Genomic DNA, 17,837 nt, shown 5'->3' on the forward strand with positions numbered 1-17,837 from the left:
GTGACCGCCGTCACTGACCAGGACCACACCGAGCACCCCAAGCACCCCACGCACCCCACGCACCCCACGCACCCTGAGCACAGTGAGCGTTCGGAGGGCTCCGAGCGCTCCGAGCACTCCGGGCGTGGTGACACCCCCGGTGCCTGGGACGACGGACTGATCGCGCGCCGGGTGAACGGCAGCGCGGCGAAGGAGCAGCCCTCCGTGGCGGAACCCCGCGCCTCCGCACCGCAGAAGGTGACCCCCCTGTCGTACGACCCGCGGCTCGCCTCGCGGCTGGACGCGCTGCGCGAGCTGGTCGGGCTCTCCCGCGCCCGCCTCGACAACCGCACCCTGTCCGAGGCGGGACGCGTGCTCGACGAGGCCGCCGCGCGGCGCCGGCTCTCCGGCCGGCACACCGTCGTCGCCATCGCGGGCGCGACCGGCAGCGGCAAGTCGCAGCTGTTCAACACGCTGGCCGGGGTGCCGATCTCCGAGACCGGCGTACGGCGGCCCACCACCGCCGCCCCCATCGCGTGCAGCTGGAGCGACGGCGCGGCGAGCCTCATCGAGCGCCTCGGCATCCCGCCCCGGCTGCGCCGCCGTCCCCTGCAGGCCATGACGGACGCCGACGAGCGGCTGCGCGGACTCATCCTCGTCGACCTGCCCGACCACGACTCGGCGGCGGTGGAGCACCGCGAGCAGGTGGACCGCATGCTGGGGCTGGTCGACGCGGTGATCTGGGTCGTCGACCCGGAGAAGTACGCCGACGCCATGCTGCACGAGCGCTATCTGCGCCCCATGGCGGCCCACGCGGAAGTCATGTTCGTCGTCCTCAACCAGATCGACCGGCTGCCCGGCGACGCCGCCGAACAGGTCCTGGACGACCTGCGGCGGCTCCTCGACGAGGACGGCATCGTGCTGGGGGAGTACGGCGAACCCGGTACGACCGTGCTCGCCCTGTCGGCGCTCACCGGGGACGGGGTGGGCGACCTGCGCGAGGCGCTCGCCCGGTTCGTGGCCGAGCGCGGGGCCCCCGCCCGCCGGATCTCCGCCGACGTCGACATCGCCGCCGCCCGCCTGTGGCCCGTGTACGCCACGCGCCGGCGCACCGGGCTGAGCGAGGAGGCCAGGGAGGAGTTCTCCGACCGGCTCGCGAACGCCGTGGGCGCCACGGCGGCGGGCGAGGCGGCCGAACGCGCCTGGCTGCGCAACGCCAACCGCGCCTGCGGCACCCCCTGGCTGCGGCTGTGGCGCTGGTGCCGGGCGCGGCGCGAGCCGACCACCGGCCGGGTCCCGCTGGGCGGCCAGCCCGACGAGGAGGTCACCGCACGGCAGCGGGTGGAGCAGGCGGTGCGCACGGTCGCCGACCGGGCCTCCGCCGGGCTGCCCGCGCCGTGGGCCCAGGCGGTGCGTGAGGCGGCGGTGCGCGGGTCGCAGGGGCTGCCGGAGGCGCTCGACGAACTGGCCGTACGGGCGGGACTGCCGCCGGGGCGGCCGCCGCGGCCGGGGTGGTGGCCGGTGGCCGTGCTCGCCCAGGCGGCCATGACGATCGTGCAGTTCGTGGGCGGGCTGTGGCTGCTCGGGCAGATCATCGGCGTCATGGCGCCGAACCTGGGCGTGCCGGTGCTGCTGATGGTCATCGGGATCGTGGGCGGACCGTTCATCGAGTGGAGCTGCCGGATGGCCGCACGGGGGCCGGCGCGGAGGTACGGGCTGGAGGCGGAGAGGCGGCTGCGGGAGGCGGCGGCGGGCTGCGGGAGGGCCCGGGTGCTGGACCCGGTGGCGGCGGAGCTGCTGCGGTACCGGGAGGTGCGGGAGCAGTACGGGCGTGTGGTGGGGGCGGGAGCGGGCGGCGGAGGGCACTGAGGCGCGCTTCGGTTCCGGCTGTGGAGCGGCACGTCCGGCTGTGGACCGGCGAGCCGCTCGTTCGGGTGGCGGAGTTTTCCCCAGGGCGGGGGTGGTCCACAGCGCTCGGCGGGGCCCGGCCCGGCGGCGGCAGTCTGACGGCGCGGTGACCACGGATCGCGAGGCGGTCCGCGGCCACCGCGCCAGACGGCAGCCGTACGGGACGGGCCCGTACGCGTGTCCGCCCGGTGCCGGTGCGAGAGCCGGCGGGGGCCGGACCAGGGAGGGAAACGCGATGAACGAGACGATGGTGTGCGTGGTGGGCAACGTGGCGACGCGGCCGGTGTACCGGGAGACGGTCTCCGGGCCGTCGGCGAGGTTCAGGATCGCGGTCACCGCGCGCTACTGGGACCGGGAGAAGAGCGCCTGGGCCGACGGACACACCAACTTCTTCACGGTGTGGGCCAGCCGGCAGCTCGCCGCCAACGCCGCGGCGTCCCTGTCGGTGGGCGAACCGGTGGTCGTGCAGGGCCGGCTGAAGGTGCGTACGGAGACACGGGAGGGGCAGCCCGGCTGGATGTCGGCGGACATCGACGCGGTGTCCATCGGGCACGACCTCGCCCGCGGCACCACCGCCTTCCGCCGCGCGCCCCGCCCGGAGACCACCCCCGCGCCGGACCGCCCCGAGCCCGCCTGGGAGACGGACCCGGCGTCGTCACCACCGGCCGACGGGACGACCGGAGCCGACGCGGAGAGCGGCGACGCGCCACAACTACGGCCGCAGGTAGCCGTGATGACGTGAGCTCAGGGGTGGCGGCCTCCGGTACGGCCACTGTCCGAACCGGGGCTTATCAGCGGGTGCGCACCGAACCGTCCCGCGTGGATTTGTCGACAAGCCCTGTTCGGCGTCGCTCCAGCGATAACGATTCCGATTCGGATCATCGCTCCGGCGCGATCACCGGCAAGCGCTGTCCGACGGCTCCTTAGGATGCCGGGCATGGCTCCGGGGGTCCCCGGAGCCGGAGATTCTGCTGGTGGGACCGCCCCCCCCACGTCAACGGGTCCTGCTCGGAAGGGAATTCGGTGTCTGTTTCGTTCTCCGCGCGGCGTCTGCGCGGACGTGGGTCGGCCCGCCTCGCAGCGGGGACGCTGGTGACGGGACTCGTCGCCACCACCGTGCTCGCCGGTGCGGGGACGGCCACCGCAGGTGACACCGGAACGATGCCGCAGCACAACGGAGCGGCCGCCACCATCGACGGACTCAAGACGTACGGCGCCGCCGTCATCCACGGGCCCGCCGGCGACACCCAGGTCTCGGCGGGGCTGTTCGAGCTGTCCGTCGAGGGCGGCGGCATGCTGCACACCTACTGCGTCGACATCCACACCCCCACCCAGCAGGACGCCAAGTACCACGAGACCTCCTGGAGCGGCACCTCCCTCGGCGCCAACGAGGACGCCGGCCGGATCCTCTGGATCCTCGAGCACTCCTACCCGCAGGTGAACGACCTGGCGGCGCTCACGAAGAAGGCGGGCGTGCGGGGCCAGCTCACCGAGCAGGACGCGGCGGCCGGCACCCAGGTGGCGATATGGCGCCACTCCGACGACGTGGACGTCGAGGCGCTCGACCCGCAGGCCGAGCAGCTCGCCGACTACCTCGAGAAGAAGGCGCGGAACGTGGCGGAGCCCCAGGCGTCGCTGACCCTGGACCCGCCGGTCGTCGCCGGCCGTCCGGGCGAGAGGCTCGGCCCGGTCACGGTCCGCACCGACGCGGCCGGCGTGACGGTCTCCCCGCCGGCCGACGCCGCGACCTCCGGCATACGGATCGTGGACGCCGACGGTGAGCCGGTCACGACCGCCCGCAACGGCGGCAAGCTGTTCGTCGAGGTCCCTCAGGACGCGGAGGCGGGCACCGCCCAGCTGACCGTGCAGGCGACGACGAGCGTGCCGGTGGGCCGTGCCTTCGTCTCCGAGAGCCGCAGCCAGACGCAGATCCTGGCCGGGTCCAGCGAGTCGACCGTCTCGGCGACGGCCGGCGCGAGCTGGACGGAGGAAGGTGCGATACCGGCGGTCTCGGCCCGCGAGAACTGCGCCAAGGGCGGTGTGGACGTCACCGTCGCCAACCGGGGTGACGCCCCGCTGACGTTCGAGCTGGCGGGCTCGGAGCACACCGTCGCGGCCGGCGCCTCCGACACGGTGACGGTGCCGCTGAACGAGGACCAGCCGTACGACTTCACCGTCGAGGGACCGGACGGGTTCCAGCAGCGTTTCACCGGGATGCTCGACTGCCGCACCCGGGCCGCCGAGGTGGGCACGACGACCCAGACCCTCACGGGTCCGACGCCGACCCCGCTGGCCGCCCCGGTCACCGAGACCAACCTCGCCGCGACCGGCGCCTCCAGCGCCACTCCGTGGATCGCCGGTACCGCGATAGCCCTGGTCGTCCTCGGCGGAGCGGGCCTGGTCATCACTCGCCAGCGGCAGGACGCCTCCGGCCGCAACGGCTGACGGACGCGGGCGGGTGCGGGCTCAGCCGCGGAGGACGGCGGTGAGCCCGCCGGCGCCGACGGACATGTCGAAGCGGCGCGACGCACCTCGGAGCCGAGGTCCGCCCGCGGTTGCGGAGCGTGTCGGTGTCCTGACGCGGCGGCCGGGCGAAACCTCAGGTCAGAGGGGTCCGGCGGAACGGGTTTCCCCCCAGGGGTGGCGGTCGGGCAAGATGGGGTGTATCTGCCCACTGCCAGATTTCAAGTTGCCGGACGGTTTCTCTTGGCTGAGTTCATTTACACCATGCGCAAGGCGCGCAAAGCGCACGGCGACAAGGTGATCCTCGACGACGTCACCCTGAGCTTCTACCCCGGGGCGAAGATCGGTGTCGTCGGCCCGAACGGTGCCGGTAAGTCGACCGTTCTGAAGATCATGGCGGGGCTGGAGCAGCCCTCGAACGGTGACGCGTTCCTGACGCCCGGCTACAGCGTCGGCATCCTGCTCCAGGAGCCGCCGCTGGACGAGTCGAAGACCGTCCTGGAGAACGTGCAGGACGGCGTCGCCGAGGTCAAGGGCAAGCTCGACCGGTTCAACGAGATCGCCGAGCAGATGGCCACCGACTACTCCGACGCGCTGCTCGAAGAGATGGGCAAGCTGCAGGAGGAACTGGACCACGCGAACGCCTGGGACCTCGACGCCCAGCTCGAGCAGGCCATGGACGCCCTCGGCTGCCCGCCCGGCGACTGGCCCGTCACCAACCTCTCCGGTGGTGAGAAGCGCCGCGTCGCGCTGTGCAAGCTGCTGCTGGAGCAGCCCGACCTGCTGCTGCTCGACGAGCCCACCAACCACCTCGACGCCGAGTCGGTGAACTGGCTGGAGCAGCACCTCGCCAAGTACGAGGGCACCGTCGTGGCCGTCACCCACGACCGGTACTTCCTCGACAACGTCGCCGGGTGGATCTGCGAGGTCGACCGCGGCCGGCTGCACGGCTACGAGGGCAACTACTCCAAGTACCTCGAGACCAAGGCCGCCCGCCTCAAGGTCGAGGGGCAGAAGGACGCCAAGCGGCAGAAGCGCCTCAAGGAAGAGCTGGAGTGGGTCCGCTCCAACGCCAAGGGACGGCAGGCCAAGTCCAAGGCCCGTCTCGCGCGGTACGAGGAGATGGCCGCCGAGGCCGACAAGATGCGGAAGCTGGACTTCGAGGAGATCCAGATCCCGCCGGGTCCGCGTCTGGGCAACGTCGTCGTGGAGGTCAGCAACCTCACCAAGGGCTTCGGCGACAAGCTCCTCATCGACGACCTCAGCTTCACCCTCCCGCGCAACGGCATCGTCGGCGTCATCGGCCCGAACGGCGCCGGCAAGACCACGCTGTTCAAGATGATCCAGGGCATCGAGCAGCCCGACTCCGGGACGATCAAGGTCGGCGACACGGTCAAGATCTCGTACGTCGACCAGAGCCGCGAGAACATCGACGCGAAGAAGACGCTGTGGGAGGTCGTCTCCGACGGCCTCGACTACATCAACGTCGGCCAGGTCGAGATGCCGAGCCGGGCGTACGTGTCCGCGTTCGGCTTCAAGGGCCCGGACCAGCAGAAGCCGGCCGGTGTGCTCTCCGGCGGTGAGCGCAACCGCCTCAACCTCGCGCTCACCCTCAAGCAGGGCGGCAACCTGCTGCTCCTCGACGAGCCGACCAACGACCTCGACGTCGAGACGCTCTCCTCCCTGGAGAACGCGCTGCTGGAGTTCCCCGGCTGCGCCGTGGTCGTCTCCCACGACCGGTGGTTCCTCGACCGCGTGGCCACGCACATCCTGGCCTACGAGGGCGACTCCAAGTGGTTCTGGTTCGAGGGCAACTTCGAGTCGTACGAGAAGAACAAGGTCGAGCGGCTCGGCCCGGACGCCGCGCGTCCGCACCGCGCCACCTACAAGAAGCTGACCCGGGGCTGATCTCTTGCGGCACATCTACCGCTGCCCGCTGCGCTGGGCGGACATGGACGCGTACGGCCACGTCAACAACGTGGTGTTCCTCCGCTATCTGGAGGAGGCGCGCATCGACTTCCTGTTCCGCCCGGAGAAGGACTTCCAGCAGGGGTCCGTGGTGGCGCGCCACGAGATCGACTACAAGCGGCAGCTCGTGCACCGGCACCACCCGGTCGACATCGAGCTGTGGGTCACGGAGATCAGGGCGGCGTCCTTCACCCTCACCTACGAGGTGAAGGACGACGACCTGGTCTACGTCCGCGCGTCGACGGTGATCGTGCCGTTCGACTTCGAGGCACAGCGTCCCCGGCGGCTCACCGCGGAGGAACGGGCGTTCCTCGAGGAGTACACGGACGACGCCACCGCCGGTGACAAGGAGGAGGCCGTCGCCGCATGACGGTGCTCCACCTCGCCGACGAGGGGGAGGCCGCGGATCTCGCGGCCTTCCTGTCCCGGCTGCTGCACTACGACCGCGGCGCCGCCGTCCGTCTCCAGGCGGCCGGGACGGCGCTCGCGGTGTTCGGCCGGCCCCCCTCGTTCGAGGTGCTGGCGATCCGCGCCGTGCGGCTGGCCAAGCCGTACGAGAACGGGCTCGACGCCGTGCTGGACGTGACCGTCTCCGCCGGTGAGCTGCTGGAGTCGGTGGACGAGTCCGCCGCCACCGCCGCGGTGCCGGGCGCGGTCACCGGGCCGCCGTGGGCCGGGGTGCTCCCGCCGCGCGGCGGCTGGCGTGCCGAGCCCGGTCTGCCGGACCCCGCGCGGCTGCGCGGGGTCGTCGCCGCGTCGGTCGCCGAGTTCCGCGCCCGCACCGAAGGGCTGGCGCCCGAGCAGCGCACCCGGGCCGAGCTCGACCGGATCGGGCGGGAGATATGGTCGCGCGCGGTCGCGGACACCGGTCTGCCCGTGCGCGCCGTGCACGCGGCGCAGTCACTCGGGTTCCTGCGGGGCGAGGACCAGGCGCTGTTCTCGTCCGGGGCGTGGCTGCGGCTGCGGACGCCGTACGGATCGGTCGCGGTGCGGCGGGCGGGCGTGGGCGCCCTCGGACTCAGCGTCCGCTGACGCCCGCACCCTTCCGCTCCCGCACCCTTCCGCTCCCGCACCCTTCCGCTCCCGCCCGCTGCCGTCCGGGCGGACCGCGATGCGGTGCGGCTCCCCTGAGGGGCGTGGCCCGCTCAGTCCGGGGAGTTGACCATGGAGGCGGCCGCGTAGGTCAGGTACTTCCACAGGGTCTGCTCGTGATCCTCGGACAGCCCCAGCTCGTCCACGGCGTCCCGCATGTGCTTCAGCCACGCGTCGTGCGCCGCCCGGTCGACCTTGAACGGGACGTGCCGCATCCGCAGCCGCGGATGGCCCCGGTTCTCGCTGTAGGTGGTCGGACCGCCCCAGTACTGCATGAGGAACAGCGCCAGCCGCTCCTCGGCCGGACCCAGGTCCTCCTCCGGGTACATGGGCCGCAGCAGCGGATCCTCCGCCACTCCCTGGTAGAAACGGTGGACGAGCCGGCGGAAGGTCTCCTCCCCGCCGACCTGCTCGTAAAAGGTCTGCTCCTGCAGCGTGCCGCGCCGAATCTCTGTCACGCCGTCCATGGTCTCAGACGCCACGGCATAGGACTCAAGGCCTAGGACCCCCGCCCACCGGCCTACGGTGGAGGGGTGGACGGGCACCCGGAGAGCGGTGAGAACCTCGCCCGCGCGGCGCGGGCGGCGCTGGTGCGGGAGATCGAGGCGAGCGGCGCCTTCGAGGCGGATCCGGTGTGGCGGGAGGCGTTCGCCGCCGTGCCGCGCCATCTGTTCGTGCCGTACTACTACGTGGGCGTCGCCGGCGGGTACGAGCGCCGCTGGTGCGAGCACCCCGATCCGGCCGCGCGCGAGCGGTGGCTGCGCGGTGCGTACGAGGACGCCCCGCTGGCGATCCGGATGCGCGACGGCGACCTGCTCTCCTCCAGCAGCCAGCCCTCCCTCATGGCGATGATGCTGGCCGGGCTGCGCGTCGGGGACGGCCACCGGGTGCTGGAGATCGGCACCGGCAGCGGGTACAACGCCGCCCTGCTCTGCCACCGGCTCGGCGACGACGGCCTGGTCACCACGGTCGACGTGGACCCGGAGATCACCGAGGCGGCCCGCCGCCACCTCCAGGCCGCCGGACACCGTCCGGCCGTCGTCACCGGCGACGGGGCGCGCGGGGTTCCGGCACGCGCGCCCTACGACCGGATCATCGCCACCTGCGCGCTGCCGTCCGTGCCGCGCGCCTGGCTCGCCCAGTGCCGTCCCGGCGGGGTGGTCCTCGGCCCGTACGCCACCGGGCTGATCGCACTGACCGTGCGCGACGCGGACCACGCCGAGGGAGGCTTCCTGCGCACGCCCGCCTACTTCGTGCCGCTGCGGGGCGCGGGCCCGCCCCCGCCGGAGCCGCCGGTCCCGGAGGGACTGCCGTCCGCGGCCCGCAGGAGCGACCTGTTCCGGTTCCTGCTGGAGCTGACCGCCGGGGTGCTCGGCCCGCGCGAGGCGTACGAGCTGTGGGAGCGCGAGGGCAGGCCGCAGCGTGAACGCTACGGCCTGACCGTCGACGCCGAGGGCGGCCGGGCCTGGCTGGACGACCCCGGCGGGAGGTACGTCTGGCCGTTGCCGGCGCTCAGCCCCGGCGGATGGTGATCGTCGTCCAGGCGCCCACGTGGACCCGGTCGCCGTCCTGCAGCGGGACCGGGACGAACGGCTGGATCGGCTCCTCGGAGCCGTTGACCGTCGTGCCGTTCGTCGAGTTCTGGTCGACGACCGCCCAGCTGCCGTCCGGCTGCTGCACCAGCACCGCGTGCTGGTGCGAGACGCCCGGGTCCTCCGGCGGGGTGGACAGATCGATGTCGGGGGTGTCGCCGGTGGAGTGCCGGCGGCGGCCGATGGTGATCTGGTTGCCGGTGAGCGTGCGCTGCTGCTCGGGCGAGTACGCGGGCAGGTTCAGGCCGGCGGCCTCGGGGCCGGAGCGCTGCATCATCGCCATGAAGTACTCGCGGTCCGGGCCGATGGTGGCGGTCCAGGTGACCGGGCCCTGCTGCTGCCGCGGCTGCTGCGGGAAGCCGCCGGGGCCGGGCGGGGCCTGGGTGCCGCCGGGCTGCGGGTAGCCGTAACCGCCGTGCCCGCCGGGGCCGTGCGGACCGCCAGGGCCGCCGGGACCACCGGGGCCACCCTGGCCGCCGGCCGGCGGGGGGATCATCCAGTCGTCCTCACCGCCGCCGTAGGACGGGCCGCCGCCCTGCGGCGGGCGGCCGGTCTCCTGCGGCGGGCGGCCGGTCTCCTGCGGGAAACCGGGAGGGGCCGGGGGACCGGAGCGGAACGCCTGCGGGGCACCGGGGCCGTGCGGACCACCAGGGCCGCCGGGGCCGCCCGGGTTGCCGTGACCGCCGGGACCGCCCGGGTTGCCGTGGCCGCCGGGACCGCCCGGGTTGCCGTGGCCGCCGGGGCCGGGCGGGGGCGGGACCGGGCGCGAGGGCTCGCCGCCGAAGCCGGGCGGGCCCGGCGGGATCGGCTCGGCGGGCCGGTTCACCTGCGAGGGACGCGAACCCTGGTAGTCGAACCCGTCACGGCCGCCGTACGACGGACCGGGCTGCTGCTGCCCGTAGGGGCCACCAGGGCCACCGGGGCCACCGGGGCCACCGGGGCCACCGGGGCCGCCAGGACCACCGGGGCCGGTGTGACCGCCGGGACCACCGTGGCCGCCAGGGCCGGGGGCCGGCGGGCGAGGGGCGGCCGGGGTGTACGAGGTCGCCGTGTTGGTGAGGAAGTTCCACCGGCACTCCTCGCAGAACGGCGCTCCGCCCTCACGCGGCGTGCGGCACTGCGGGCACAGCTCCGGCTGCGTGCCGGGGCCGCCCGGGCCACCCGGACTCCCGTAGCCGCCGCCGGGACCCCCCGGACCGCCGCCCGGGCCGCCGAAGCCGCCACCGGGACCGCCCTGGCCGCCGGGACCGCCCTGGCCTCCGGGGCCGCCGGGAGGCGGGAAGCCGTAGCCGCCGCCACCGGGCGCCGGCGGCGGGGGAGGAGGTGGAGGCACGGCACCCGCCATGCGGTGACCGCACACCTCGCACCAGTCGTCGGAACCCGACTGGTGTCCGTTCGGGCAGGTCGGCATGTCGGCGCTTCCCCCTCTCCTTTTCCGGTCGCTTCCGACCGGGTTTCTCCAACCCCTGAGGGTCGGGCTCGTTTACTTGCAGATCATTTCTTTACACGAACAGTCTTGGTCGACCGTGTCTCGAGTGTCATCTCGTCGGCCTCCTCGACCTTCGCCTTCAGTCGCACAGTACCGGTCGCGGCGTCCACGACGTCCACCACCTTCGAAAGCAGTTTCGCAGTATCCGCGTTGCCGGACGCACTCGCGAGCTGAACGGCACGGCCCAGTTTGGCCGTTGCCCCGTCCCTGTCTCCCGCTTTGCGCAGATCCATCCCTTCCTGGATGACTTCCGCCAGTTCGGCCTGGCCCGTGTAGTGGGCGACCTGGGGGTTGATCGACGTCGACGCGGCCAGGTCGTCCGTCCACACGGCGCGCACGAGGCCCTGCGCGCCGAGGTTCTGCACGCCGCCTCCCCCGCTCCCGGCTGCGCTCGAGCGGGAGGCGCCCCCAGGGCGCGGGATCACCAGCGAGACGCGGGCCGCCAGCATCTCCTGGCCCACGGCGGCGGGCGGTACCGCCACGCAGAGGTGGTAGTCACGGGACTCGTCACCCCAGGAACCGAGCGGGTAGTCGCCCGCGCGGGGGCCCGCCTCGGTGCGTCTCCCGGTCAGCTCCTCCACCGTCGGCGCGACCTGCTTGACGAACGTCACGGTGGCGCCGGCCGGGGTCCACAGACGCAGCCAGACGTCCGCGACCTCCTTGCCCATCGCCGCCTCCATCATCCGCGTGAAGTCGGCGGCGAGACCGGCCGGGTCGGCGACGATGTCGGCGGTGCCGAGGAGGGCCGAGGCGATGCCTGTGACTTCTTTCACTTCCCAGTCGGTGCCCACGCCGCGGGCGTCACAGGTGAACCGTCCCGCGCAGGCGTCCAGGGCCGCCTGCAGCTCCTCCGGCGACTCGTGCTCGTTGCGGCCGTCGGTGAGCAGGATGCCGTGCCGGATCGCCACGTCCGCCGACGCCAGCAGCCGGTCGGCGCGCCGCAGCCACGTCCCGATCGCCGTGCCGCCGCCCGCGCTCAGCTTCCGCAGCGCCTGCTTGGCCTGCTCCCGGCTCTCCGGACCGGCCACCGCGAGCCGGCCGTCGCCCGGGAACACCTCGCGCGCCAGGTGGGTGCCGCCGACGACCGCGAAGCGCATGCCGTCGCGCAGGGTGTCGATCGCCGCGGCTGTGGCGTCCCGCGCGTTGCGCATCTTGGTCGGCGGGTAGTCCATCGAGCCCGAGCAGTCGACCATCAGGACCACCGCCGCCGACGGGCCCTCACCCGGCGCGTACAGGTGCGGCGCCGTCACCGCGCTGCCGACGGTGCCGCCACCGGTCGCGGTGACCGTCACCACCGCGTTGACCTCGCGGCCCCCCTCCGGCAGGTACTCGTTCTGGTACACGTCCACCGAGAACTGCGGCACGTTCGATTTCGAGAATCTGGCCATGCCTGGTCGCTCCCCCTCCGGTGCCCCGACGGCGCGGGGCGACGACGTCCTCACGGACCGGTCCCCTCCGGTCCGTTGAAGCTTCCCCGTACGAGGCTCCCCGTACGCGGCACGCGCATGCGGCGGGCGGATGCGGGCGCTCGGCGCGCGGTTCGCGGCCTCAGGCCGATCCTGCCCCCTGGGGGACGGCCGGGAACGGCACCAGCGCCACTGTTACGTTGTCGTGGCCCCCGCCGTCGAGGGCGTGACCGACCAGGACGCGGGCGGCGTGCAGGGGACGCGCGGCGGCGTCGGCGGGCACCACCTCGGCCATCTCGTCCGCGGACTCGGCGTAGTTCCACAGGCCGTCCGTGCAGACCACGACCACACCGGGGCGGTCCGGCTTGAACGCCGCGGTGTGCGGCTCCAGTTCGTACGCGTCCGCGCCGAGCCAGCCGGTGATCGCGTGCGCGCGGTGGTCGGCGTACGCCTCGGCCTCGCCCATCAGCCCCGCGGCGACCATCTGCGCGGCCCACGAGTCGTCCTCGGTCAGCCGCGCCGCCGGGCCGGAACGGTCCACCGGGACCCAGTACACCCGGCTGTCGCCGACCCAGCCGACGACCAGCAGACCCGCGGTCACCACCGCGCCGACGATCGTGCAGGCGGGCGCGTTCTGCTGCGGGGCGTGCTCGCGGGCCTCCGCGGGCTGCTCACCGGCCAGCGCGTCGACCGCCTCGGAGGCGGCGAGGATCGCGTCGTGCATCGCCTGCTGCGGGTGGGTGCCGCGCGGCAGGGCGTCCAGCAGGGACGCGTTCGCCGCGCGGGAGGCGGCGAGTGACGCCTCGTCGGGACGCGTCGCCGAGGAGACGCCGTCGCAGACGACCGCCACGGACACCGGGGAGCCGTCGGGCAGCGTGGTCGTGCCGACGGCGAAGGCGTCCTCGTTGCGGTGATGCCGCAGGCCGCGGTCGCTGACCGCGGCCACGGGGCCGCATTCCTGTTCCATGTGGTCCCGTTCGCGTGGTTGTGCGTGGCCGCAGTTCTCGCAGTAGCCGTCGTCGTCCACCCGGCCGGCCCGGCACGCCACACACACGGCGGGCGCCTCGACCGCCACGCGCGGATCGGGCGCCTGCAGGGGGTATTCGTCCGGTTGGGCCGGTTGGGCCGGTTGGGCCGGTTGGGCCGGTTGGGCCGGTTGCTGGGCCGGTTGACGGGCGGGTGCCGCGAGGTCCGTCCCGTCCGTCACGGAAGCCCCGCCGTCGGCCGCCTCCGCCTGGGCCCGCCGGTCGAGCCGGACACCGGGGGAGGGGGCACCGGTCGCGGGCACGCCCGGGACCGCGGCGTGCGGACCGGTTCCCGCACGGTGCGGGTCAGGTGCCGTCGGGTGCGCGGGATCGCCTGCCGTCGGTGCGCCCGCGGGCGCGGCGTGCGGACCGGTCCCCGCCGGGTACGGGCCGGCGGTCGGCGCGTACGGGCCGGCAGCCGCCGGGTTCGCGGCTGCGTCCGCCGTCGGGGTGCCGGGTGTCGATGTCCCCGGGGGCGCGGCGTGCGGACCGGGCGCGGCAGGGCTCGCGCCGGGCGTCGGTGCGCCCGGGGCCGCGTGCGGGCCGGACGGCCCCCGGTACGCGGGCGCGTCCGCCGTCGGGGCGCCGCCGCCCGGCGCCGGGCCTCGGACCTCGGAGGGACGGGGGGACGGGGGGACCGTGCCCGGGGTGGGGGCGGGCCAGGTGGGCGGAGCGGGCGGGGGCGGCGGGACGGGGCGCGCCGACTGTGGCGGCACCGCGCCGTTCATGGCGATCGTCGGTTCGTCCACCGGCCGCGCCGGGACGGCCGACAGGTCGTATCCGCACGCGCCGCAGAAACGATCACCCGACTCGAGGGGCTCCTCGCAGCTCGGGCATTTCGACAACGCGGCCTGCTGGGGCATCTGCGACATCAACTACACCCACGTCCGGGGGCGGTAACGATTGGCACGTTCCACCAGGTCGATCCTCTCCTCGCCGCTGCGCGCCAGCCGGGCCAGCGTGCGGTACGAGCGCTCCAGGCCGAAGCGCAGGCCACGCTCGTCCAGGCCGCTGCCGAGCAGCGTCCGCCCCCCGGCGGCGGGAGGAGCGGAACCCTGGCCCCCGGAGAGTACCCAGTCCAGTCCGCAACCGAGGACCTCCGCCGTCAACAGCTCGCGGCGCGCCGGATCCAGACCGTACGACTCCAGGGCCTCGACCTGTCCGGCGGCGGCGGTCAGGTCGTCCAGGAACGGCGTGTCGGCGGCGGTGGCCGTGCGCCCCCGCAGCCGCGCCCGGACCGCCGCCACGCGGGCGGCGGTGTAGTGGATGGAGGACTCCGGCACCGACTCCAGCGTCCGTACGGCGCCGTGCCGGTCGCCGGCCGCCAGCCGCACCCGGGCCAGCCCGAACGCGGCGCTGACGTGGCTCGGGTCGGTGACCCACACCAGGCGGTAGTACTCGGCCGCGTTGTCCAGTTGGCCCAGCACCTCCGCGCACAGGCCCAGCGCCAGCTTCGGCGCGATCTCACCGGGGAAGGCGTCGTAGATCGCGTCGAAGGCGAGCGCCGCGCCCTCGTGGTCGCCGGTGACGAGCGCGGCCACGCCCCGGTACCAGACCACCCGCCAGTCGTCGGGGTCCTCGGCCTCCAGCGCGCCCAGCGCCTCCAGCGCGGTCGCCCACTCGCCCGTCTCCAGCCGGGCCCGCACCCCGCGCAGCCGTGTCTCGGTCGACGGGTCGGGCGCGGCGGCCAGCGCGTGGATCAGTTCGGCGGGCGCGGACGCCAGCAGACCGGCGAGGAAACCGGCGTCGGGGTCGGTCGGCTGGACGTGCGGGACGGGCAGCGCGAGGGCGGCCGCGGGGCAGTCCACGGGCCGGACGAGGGAGGCGGGGGCGCCGGGCGCGTGGGGCGCGGGAGCGAGGGCCGCCGGGGTCTGCGCGCCGGACACCAGGGCGGACGCGCCCCTGCGGGTGAGGGTCCGGGGACGCCGGGCGCCCAGCCGGGACACGTCACCGTCCGGTTCAGGGAACAACTCCGTGTCCGTCACCCGCGGTTCCGGCCCGAACAAGGTGGACAGCGCCGGGCACGCCTGCCCCGACCGGAGCGAGACGACCTCCCGCAGCACCCCCGTCAGCTGTTCGGCCATCTCCTGCGCGGAGGCGAACCGGCGCGCCGGGTCCGGGTCCGTGGCACGCACCAGCAGCCGGTAGAAGGACTCGTACCGCCGGAACACCTCGATGGTGTCCGGGTCGGGCAGACAGTCCGCGTAGACGTTGGTGCAGCCCTGGAAGTCGAAGGTGAGGACGGCCAGCGTGCGGGCGACCGTGTACAGGTCGGACGCCACCGACGGGCCGGCCTCGGCGACCTCCGGCGCCTGGTAGCCGACCGTGCCGTAGATGGCCGACTCGTCGTCGTCCATGCGGCGCACCGCACCCATGTCGATCAGCTTCAGCTGGTCCTCGGTCTGGAGGGCGTTGTCGACCTTGAAGTCGCAGTACAGCAGGTTGCGGCTGTGCAGATGCCCGAGCGCCTCCAGTGCCTCGATGCCGTACGCGCACGCCTGCTCCACCGGCAGCGGGTCGCGCCGGCCCTCCGGTGTGCGGCGGGCGTTGGCGATCTCCTTCAGCGACTTGCCGCCGACGTACTCCATGACGATGTAGCCGTCGAGGGAGCCGGTGCGCTGGTCCAGGTGCTCGACGAAGTTGTAGATCCGCACGATGTTGGCGTGCTCGATCTCCGCGAGGAAGCGGCGCTCCGAGATGGCCGCCGCCATCGCGTCCTGGTCGCCCGTGTCGAGCAGGCCCTTGAGGACCACCCAGCGGTCGGACACGGCCCGGTCCACGGCCAGGTAGATCCAGCCGAGCCCGCCGTGCGCCAGACAGCCCGCCACCTCGTACTGGCCGTGCACCACGTCTCCGGGGCGCAGCTTCGGCACGAACGAGTACGGGTGGCCGCACTTGGTGCAGAAGCCCTCCGTGCGGCCCGGCCGGCCACCGCGGGCCCGGCCCACCGGCGCCCCGCAGTCCGACCGCGAGCAGAACCGCTTCCGCTCCGGCACCTCCGGGGCGTCCAGCACCATCCGCCGCGGATCGGGCCGCGGGATCGGCGGCACCTGCACCAGCCCCGCGCCGAGCCGGCCCCGGCCCGAACCGCCCGCGCCCGGGCCGGAGCTGCGCACCGACACCGAACGGCCCGCCGCCGTCCGGCCCGACGGCGAACGGGACAGGCGCCCGGACACCGAGCGGCGCGACTTCGACGACCGGGACGACCGGGACGACGCAGGGGAACTGCGGCCGCCGCGTCCGCTCCGGTTGCCGCCCGCGCGTGCGCTGCCCGAACGTGCGCCGGCCGAGCCGTGCGCGTCGTGGCCGCCCGCCGTGATGCCCGTCGGGGGCGACACCACCAGACCCTTCGGCGACACCACGGGCGCCAGACCGCACGTGTCGCAGTACAGCTCGCCCCCGCCGACGTCGTCGTACGCGCCGTCGCACTCGGGGCGCTGACAGGCGGACCGCTCCCGCGGGGGCGCCGCGGACGCCGCGGACTCCTGGTTCTCCGGTTCGCTCATGCTCCGGCCGCCTCCCCCTCGTCCCTCACGCGCCCGGCCCCCTCCGCTCGTCCGGGCCGGCCCCCTGCCCCGGCACCCCGGGCGAGGCGCCCAGCAGCTCCGCCACCGCCTGCTGGTAGCGCAGCACCGCCTGCTCGGCCGCACGCAGGTCGCACGGCGCGCTCCACAGCATGCGGCGCGCCTTCTCGTACCGCTCCACCAGCAACGGGTCCTCGGCCAGCCCGTGCCGGGACACCTTCGCCCTGTACGCGTCCAGCCGGCCGCGCAGCTCCGCCCGCACCGCGAGCGGCGCCGTGACCGCCGTCAACGACTCGCGGGCGCGCAGCAGTTCGTCCTCCGCCTGCTGCTCCAGCGACTCCAGCAGCGGGGACAGCCGGTGCCACTGGGCGTGCCTGCGGTACTCCGCCGCCGTCGCCACCTGCTCCTGCAGCGCCGTCGGCGGGCCGCTGACCACCGGCACCTCCGTCGCCGCGATCTTCGCCAGCACCTCGCCGCGCGCGGTACGCGCCTCGGCGAGCGTGCGGTCGGCGCGCGACAGCACGTCCCGCAGCCGGACGATGCGCTGCTCCGCGTCCTGCCGGACCGCCAGTACCGCGTCGATCTCGCGGCGCACGTCCTCCAGGGCGCGGGCCTCACGGTCGTACACCGTCGTGTCGGGCTTCCCGCCGCCCGGCGCCGAACTGCCCTCCGCCGGCGTCCAGAACGCCAGCGGGTCCGACACCACCTGCTCGCGCAGCCTGGTCAGCGTGCGGGTGATCCGCGCCAGGTCGTCGCCCGCCGGGTGCTCGCCCGGGCGCACCCCGACCGAGTGCGCCAGCCTGCTCGTGCGCCGCAGCTCCGCCGACAGCAGGTCGATCCGGGCGGGCAGCGCCGACCACACCGCGTCCGCGGCGACCACCATGTCCAGCGAGGACGCGTACAGCTCGTTCATGCGGTCGACGAGGGCGGCGAGGGAGTAGCGCTCGCTGAGCACGCCCGGACCGGCCTGACCGCCGTGCGGGGCCGCCGCCGCGGCGCTGCCGGCCACCGTCACCGGCTCGCCGCGCAGCAGCTCCGTCAGCTCCATCAGGTCCTCGCGGCTGGACCAGCGGCGGCGGGCGCGGATGTTCCGTGCGGTGCGCAACACGTCCGTGTACGCGTCGAAGTAGGTCCACAGCAGCGTGATCGCCGCCTCCGTGGACGCCCACCGCTCGGCGGTGACGCCGGTGAGCCGGGCGCCCTCCAGCAACCGTCGGCCCGCGTGGTCCTGCAGGGCGAGGAGCGAGGTCTCGATCGCCTCGTGCTCCGCGCCGAGCCGCGCCAGCGCACGGTCCACCTCGTCCCGGTCCAGCACCGGCCCGGCGGGATCCGTGTCGGCCATCGATCACCTTTCGCTGCGGGGGAATTCAAGGGGAGTTCAGAGGGCTCGG

14 protein-coding genes are annotated in these 17,837 nt (G+C 74.3%); 8 read left to right on the forward strand and 6 right to left on the reverse strand.

What is annotated here, in order from left to right:
• The 6 genes from C1708_RS21320 to C1708_RS21345 all read left to right on the forward strand — a co-directional run bounded on the left by C1708_RS21320 (position 1) and on the right by C1708_RS21345 (position 7,350).
• On the forward strand, positions 1-1,848 hold the full coding sequence (locus C1708_RS21320; RefSeq protein WP_106414178.1) for a YfjP family GTPase: 1,848 nt from the start codon (positions 1-3) through the stop codon (positions 1,846-1,848).
• A 274-nt stretch (positions 1,849-2,122) separates the two neighbouring features.
• Positions 2,123-2,629 (forward strand): single-stranded DNA-binding protein, encoded by a 507-nt coding sequence (locus C1708_RS21325; RefSeq protein WP_106414179.1) that lies wholly within the window; start codon positions 2,123-2,125, stop codon positions 2,627-2,629.
• A 281-nt stretch (positions 2,630-2,910) separates the two neighbouring features.
• Complete coding sequence (locus C1708_RS21330) at positions 2,911-4,332, forward strand: Cys-Gln thioester bond-forming surface protein (protein WP_106414180.1); 1,422 nt, start codon at positions 2,911-2,913, stop codon at positions 4,330-4,332.
• Positions 4,333-4,593: 261 nt separating this feature from the next.
• The gene (ettA, locus tag C1708_RS21335; RefSeq protein ID WP_106414181.1) at positions 4,594-6,258 is read left to right on the forward strand and encodes an energy-dependent translational throttle protein EttA; all 1,665 of its coding nucleotides are present in this window, start codon (positions 4,594-4,596) and stop codon (positions 6,256-6,258) included.
• 4 nt (positions 6,259-6,262) lie between these two features.
• A complete protein-coding gene (locus tag C1708_RS21340; RefSeq protein ID WP_106414182.1) occupies positions 6,263-6,688 on the forward strand; it encodes an acyl-CoA thioesterase in 426 nt (141 codons plus the stop codon).
• A complete protein-coding gene (locus C1708_RS21345) occupies positions 6,685-7,350 on the forward strand; it encodes a DUF8010 domain-containing protein (RefSeq protein ID WP_106414183.1) in 666 nt (221 codons plus the stop codon). The genes C1708_RS21340 and C1708_RS21345 overlap by 4 nt, the downstream gene beginning before the upstream one ends.
• 113 nt (positions 7,351-7,463) lie before the next feature.
• On the opposite strand, the gene C1708_RS21350 is transcribed toward C1708_RS21345, so the two are convergent.
• Positions 7,464-7,877, reverse strand: a complete 414-nt coding sequence (locus C1708_RS21350; protein WP_106414184.1) for a globin — start codon at positions 7,875-7,877, stop codon at positions 7,464-7,466.
• A 66-nt stretch (positions 7,878-7,943) separates the two neighbouring features.
• Here C1708_RS21350 and C1708_RS21355 point away from each other — a divergent pair, with 66 nt between their 5' ends.
• Positions 7,944-8,942 (forward strand): methyltransferase domain-containing protein, encoded by a 999-nt coding sequence (locus tag C1708_RS21355; protein WP_106414185.1) that lies wholly within the window; start codon positions 7,944-7,946, stop codon positions 8,940-8,942.
• Here the strand turns inward: C1708_RS21355 and C1708_RS21360 are convergent.
• The 3 genes from C1708_RS21360 to C1708_RS21370 form a co-directional block, all read right to left on the reverse strand.
• The gene (locus C1708_RS21360) at positions 8,923-10,413 is read right to left on the reverse strand and encodes an FHA domain-containing protein (protein ID WP_106414186.1); all 1,491 of its coding nucleotides are present in this window, start codon (positions 10,411-10,413) and stop codon (positions 8,923-8,925) included. The two genes, C1708_RS21355 and C1708_RS21360, sit on opposite strands and share 20 nt — an antisense overlap.
• 83 nt (positions 10,414-10,496) lie before the next feature.
• A complete protein-coding gene (locus tag C1708_RS21365) occupies positions 10,497-11,879 on the reverse strand; it encodes a vWA domain-containing protein (protein WP_106414187.1) in 1,383 nt (460 codons plus the stop codon).
• Positions 11,880-12,039: 160 nt separating this feature from the next.
• Complete coding sequence (locus C1708_RS21370) at positions 12,040-13,650, reverse strand: protein phosphatase 2C domain-containing protein (RefSeq protein ID WP_241911456.1); 1,611 nt, start codon at positions 13,648-13,650, stop codon at positions 12,040-12,042.
• Between C1708_RS21370 and C1708_RS35170 the strand changes: the two genes are divergently transcribed.
• Positions 13,649-13,822, forward strand: coding sequence for a hypothetical protein (locus C1708_RS35170; RefSeq protein WP_241911486.1), 174 nt, complete (start codon positions 13,649-13,651; stop codon positions 13,820-13,822). The two genes, C1708_RS21370 and C1708_RS35170, sit on opposite strands and share 2 nt — an antisense overlap.
• Here C1708_RS35170 and C1708_RS21375 read toward each other — a convergent pair.
• Together C1708_RS21375 and C1708_RS21380 are read right to left on the reverse strand one after the other, a co-directional pair.
• Complete coding sequence (locus C1708_RS21375; protein ID WP_106414189.1) at positions 13,798-16,428, reverse strand: serine/threonine-protein kinase; 2,631 nt, start codon at positions 16,426-16,428, stop codon at positions 13,798-13,800. The two genes, C1708_RS35170 and C1708_RS21375, sit on opposite strands and share 25 nt — an antisense overlap.
• A gap of 25 nt (positions 16,429-16,453) precedes the next feature.
• Positions 16,454-17,788 (reverse strand): hypothetical protein, encoded by a 1,335-nt coding sequence (locus tag C1708_RS21380; protein ID WP_106414190.1) that lies wholly within the window; start codon positions 17,786-17,788, stop codon positions 16,454-16,456.
• Between the last annotated feature and the right edge of the window lie 49 nt (positions 17,789-17,837).

The sequence above is a fragment of the Streptomyces sp. DH-12 genome, from assembly GCF_002899455.1.
Lineage (GTDB): Bacteria > Actinomycetota > Actinomycetes > Streptomycetales > Streptomycetaceae > Streptomyces.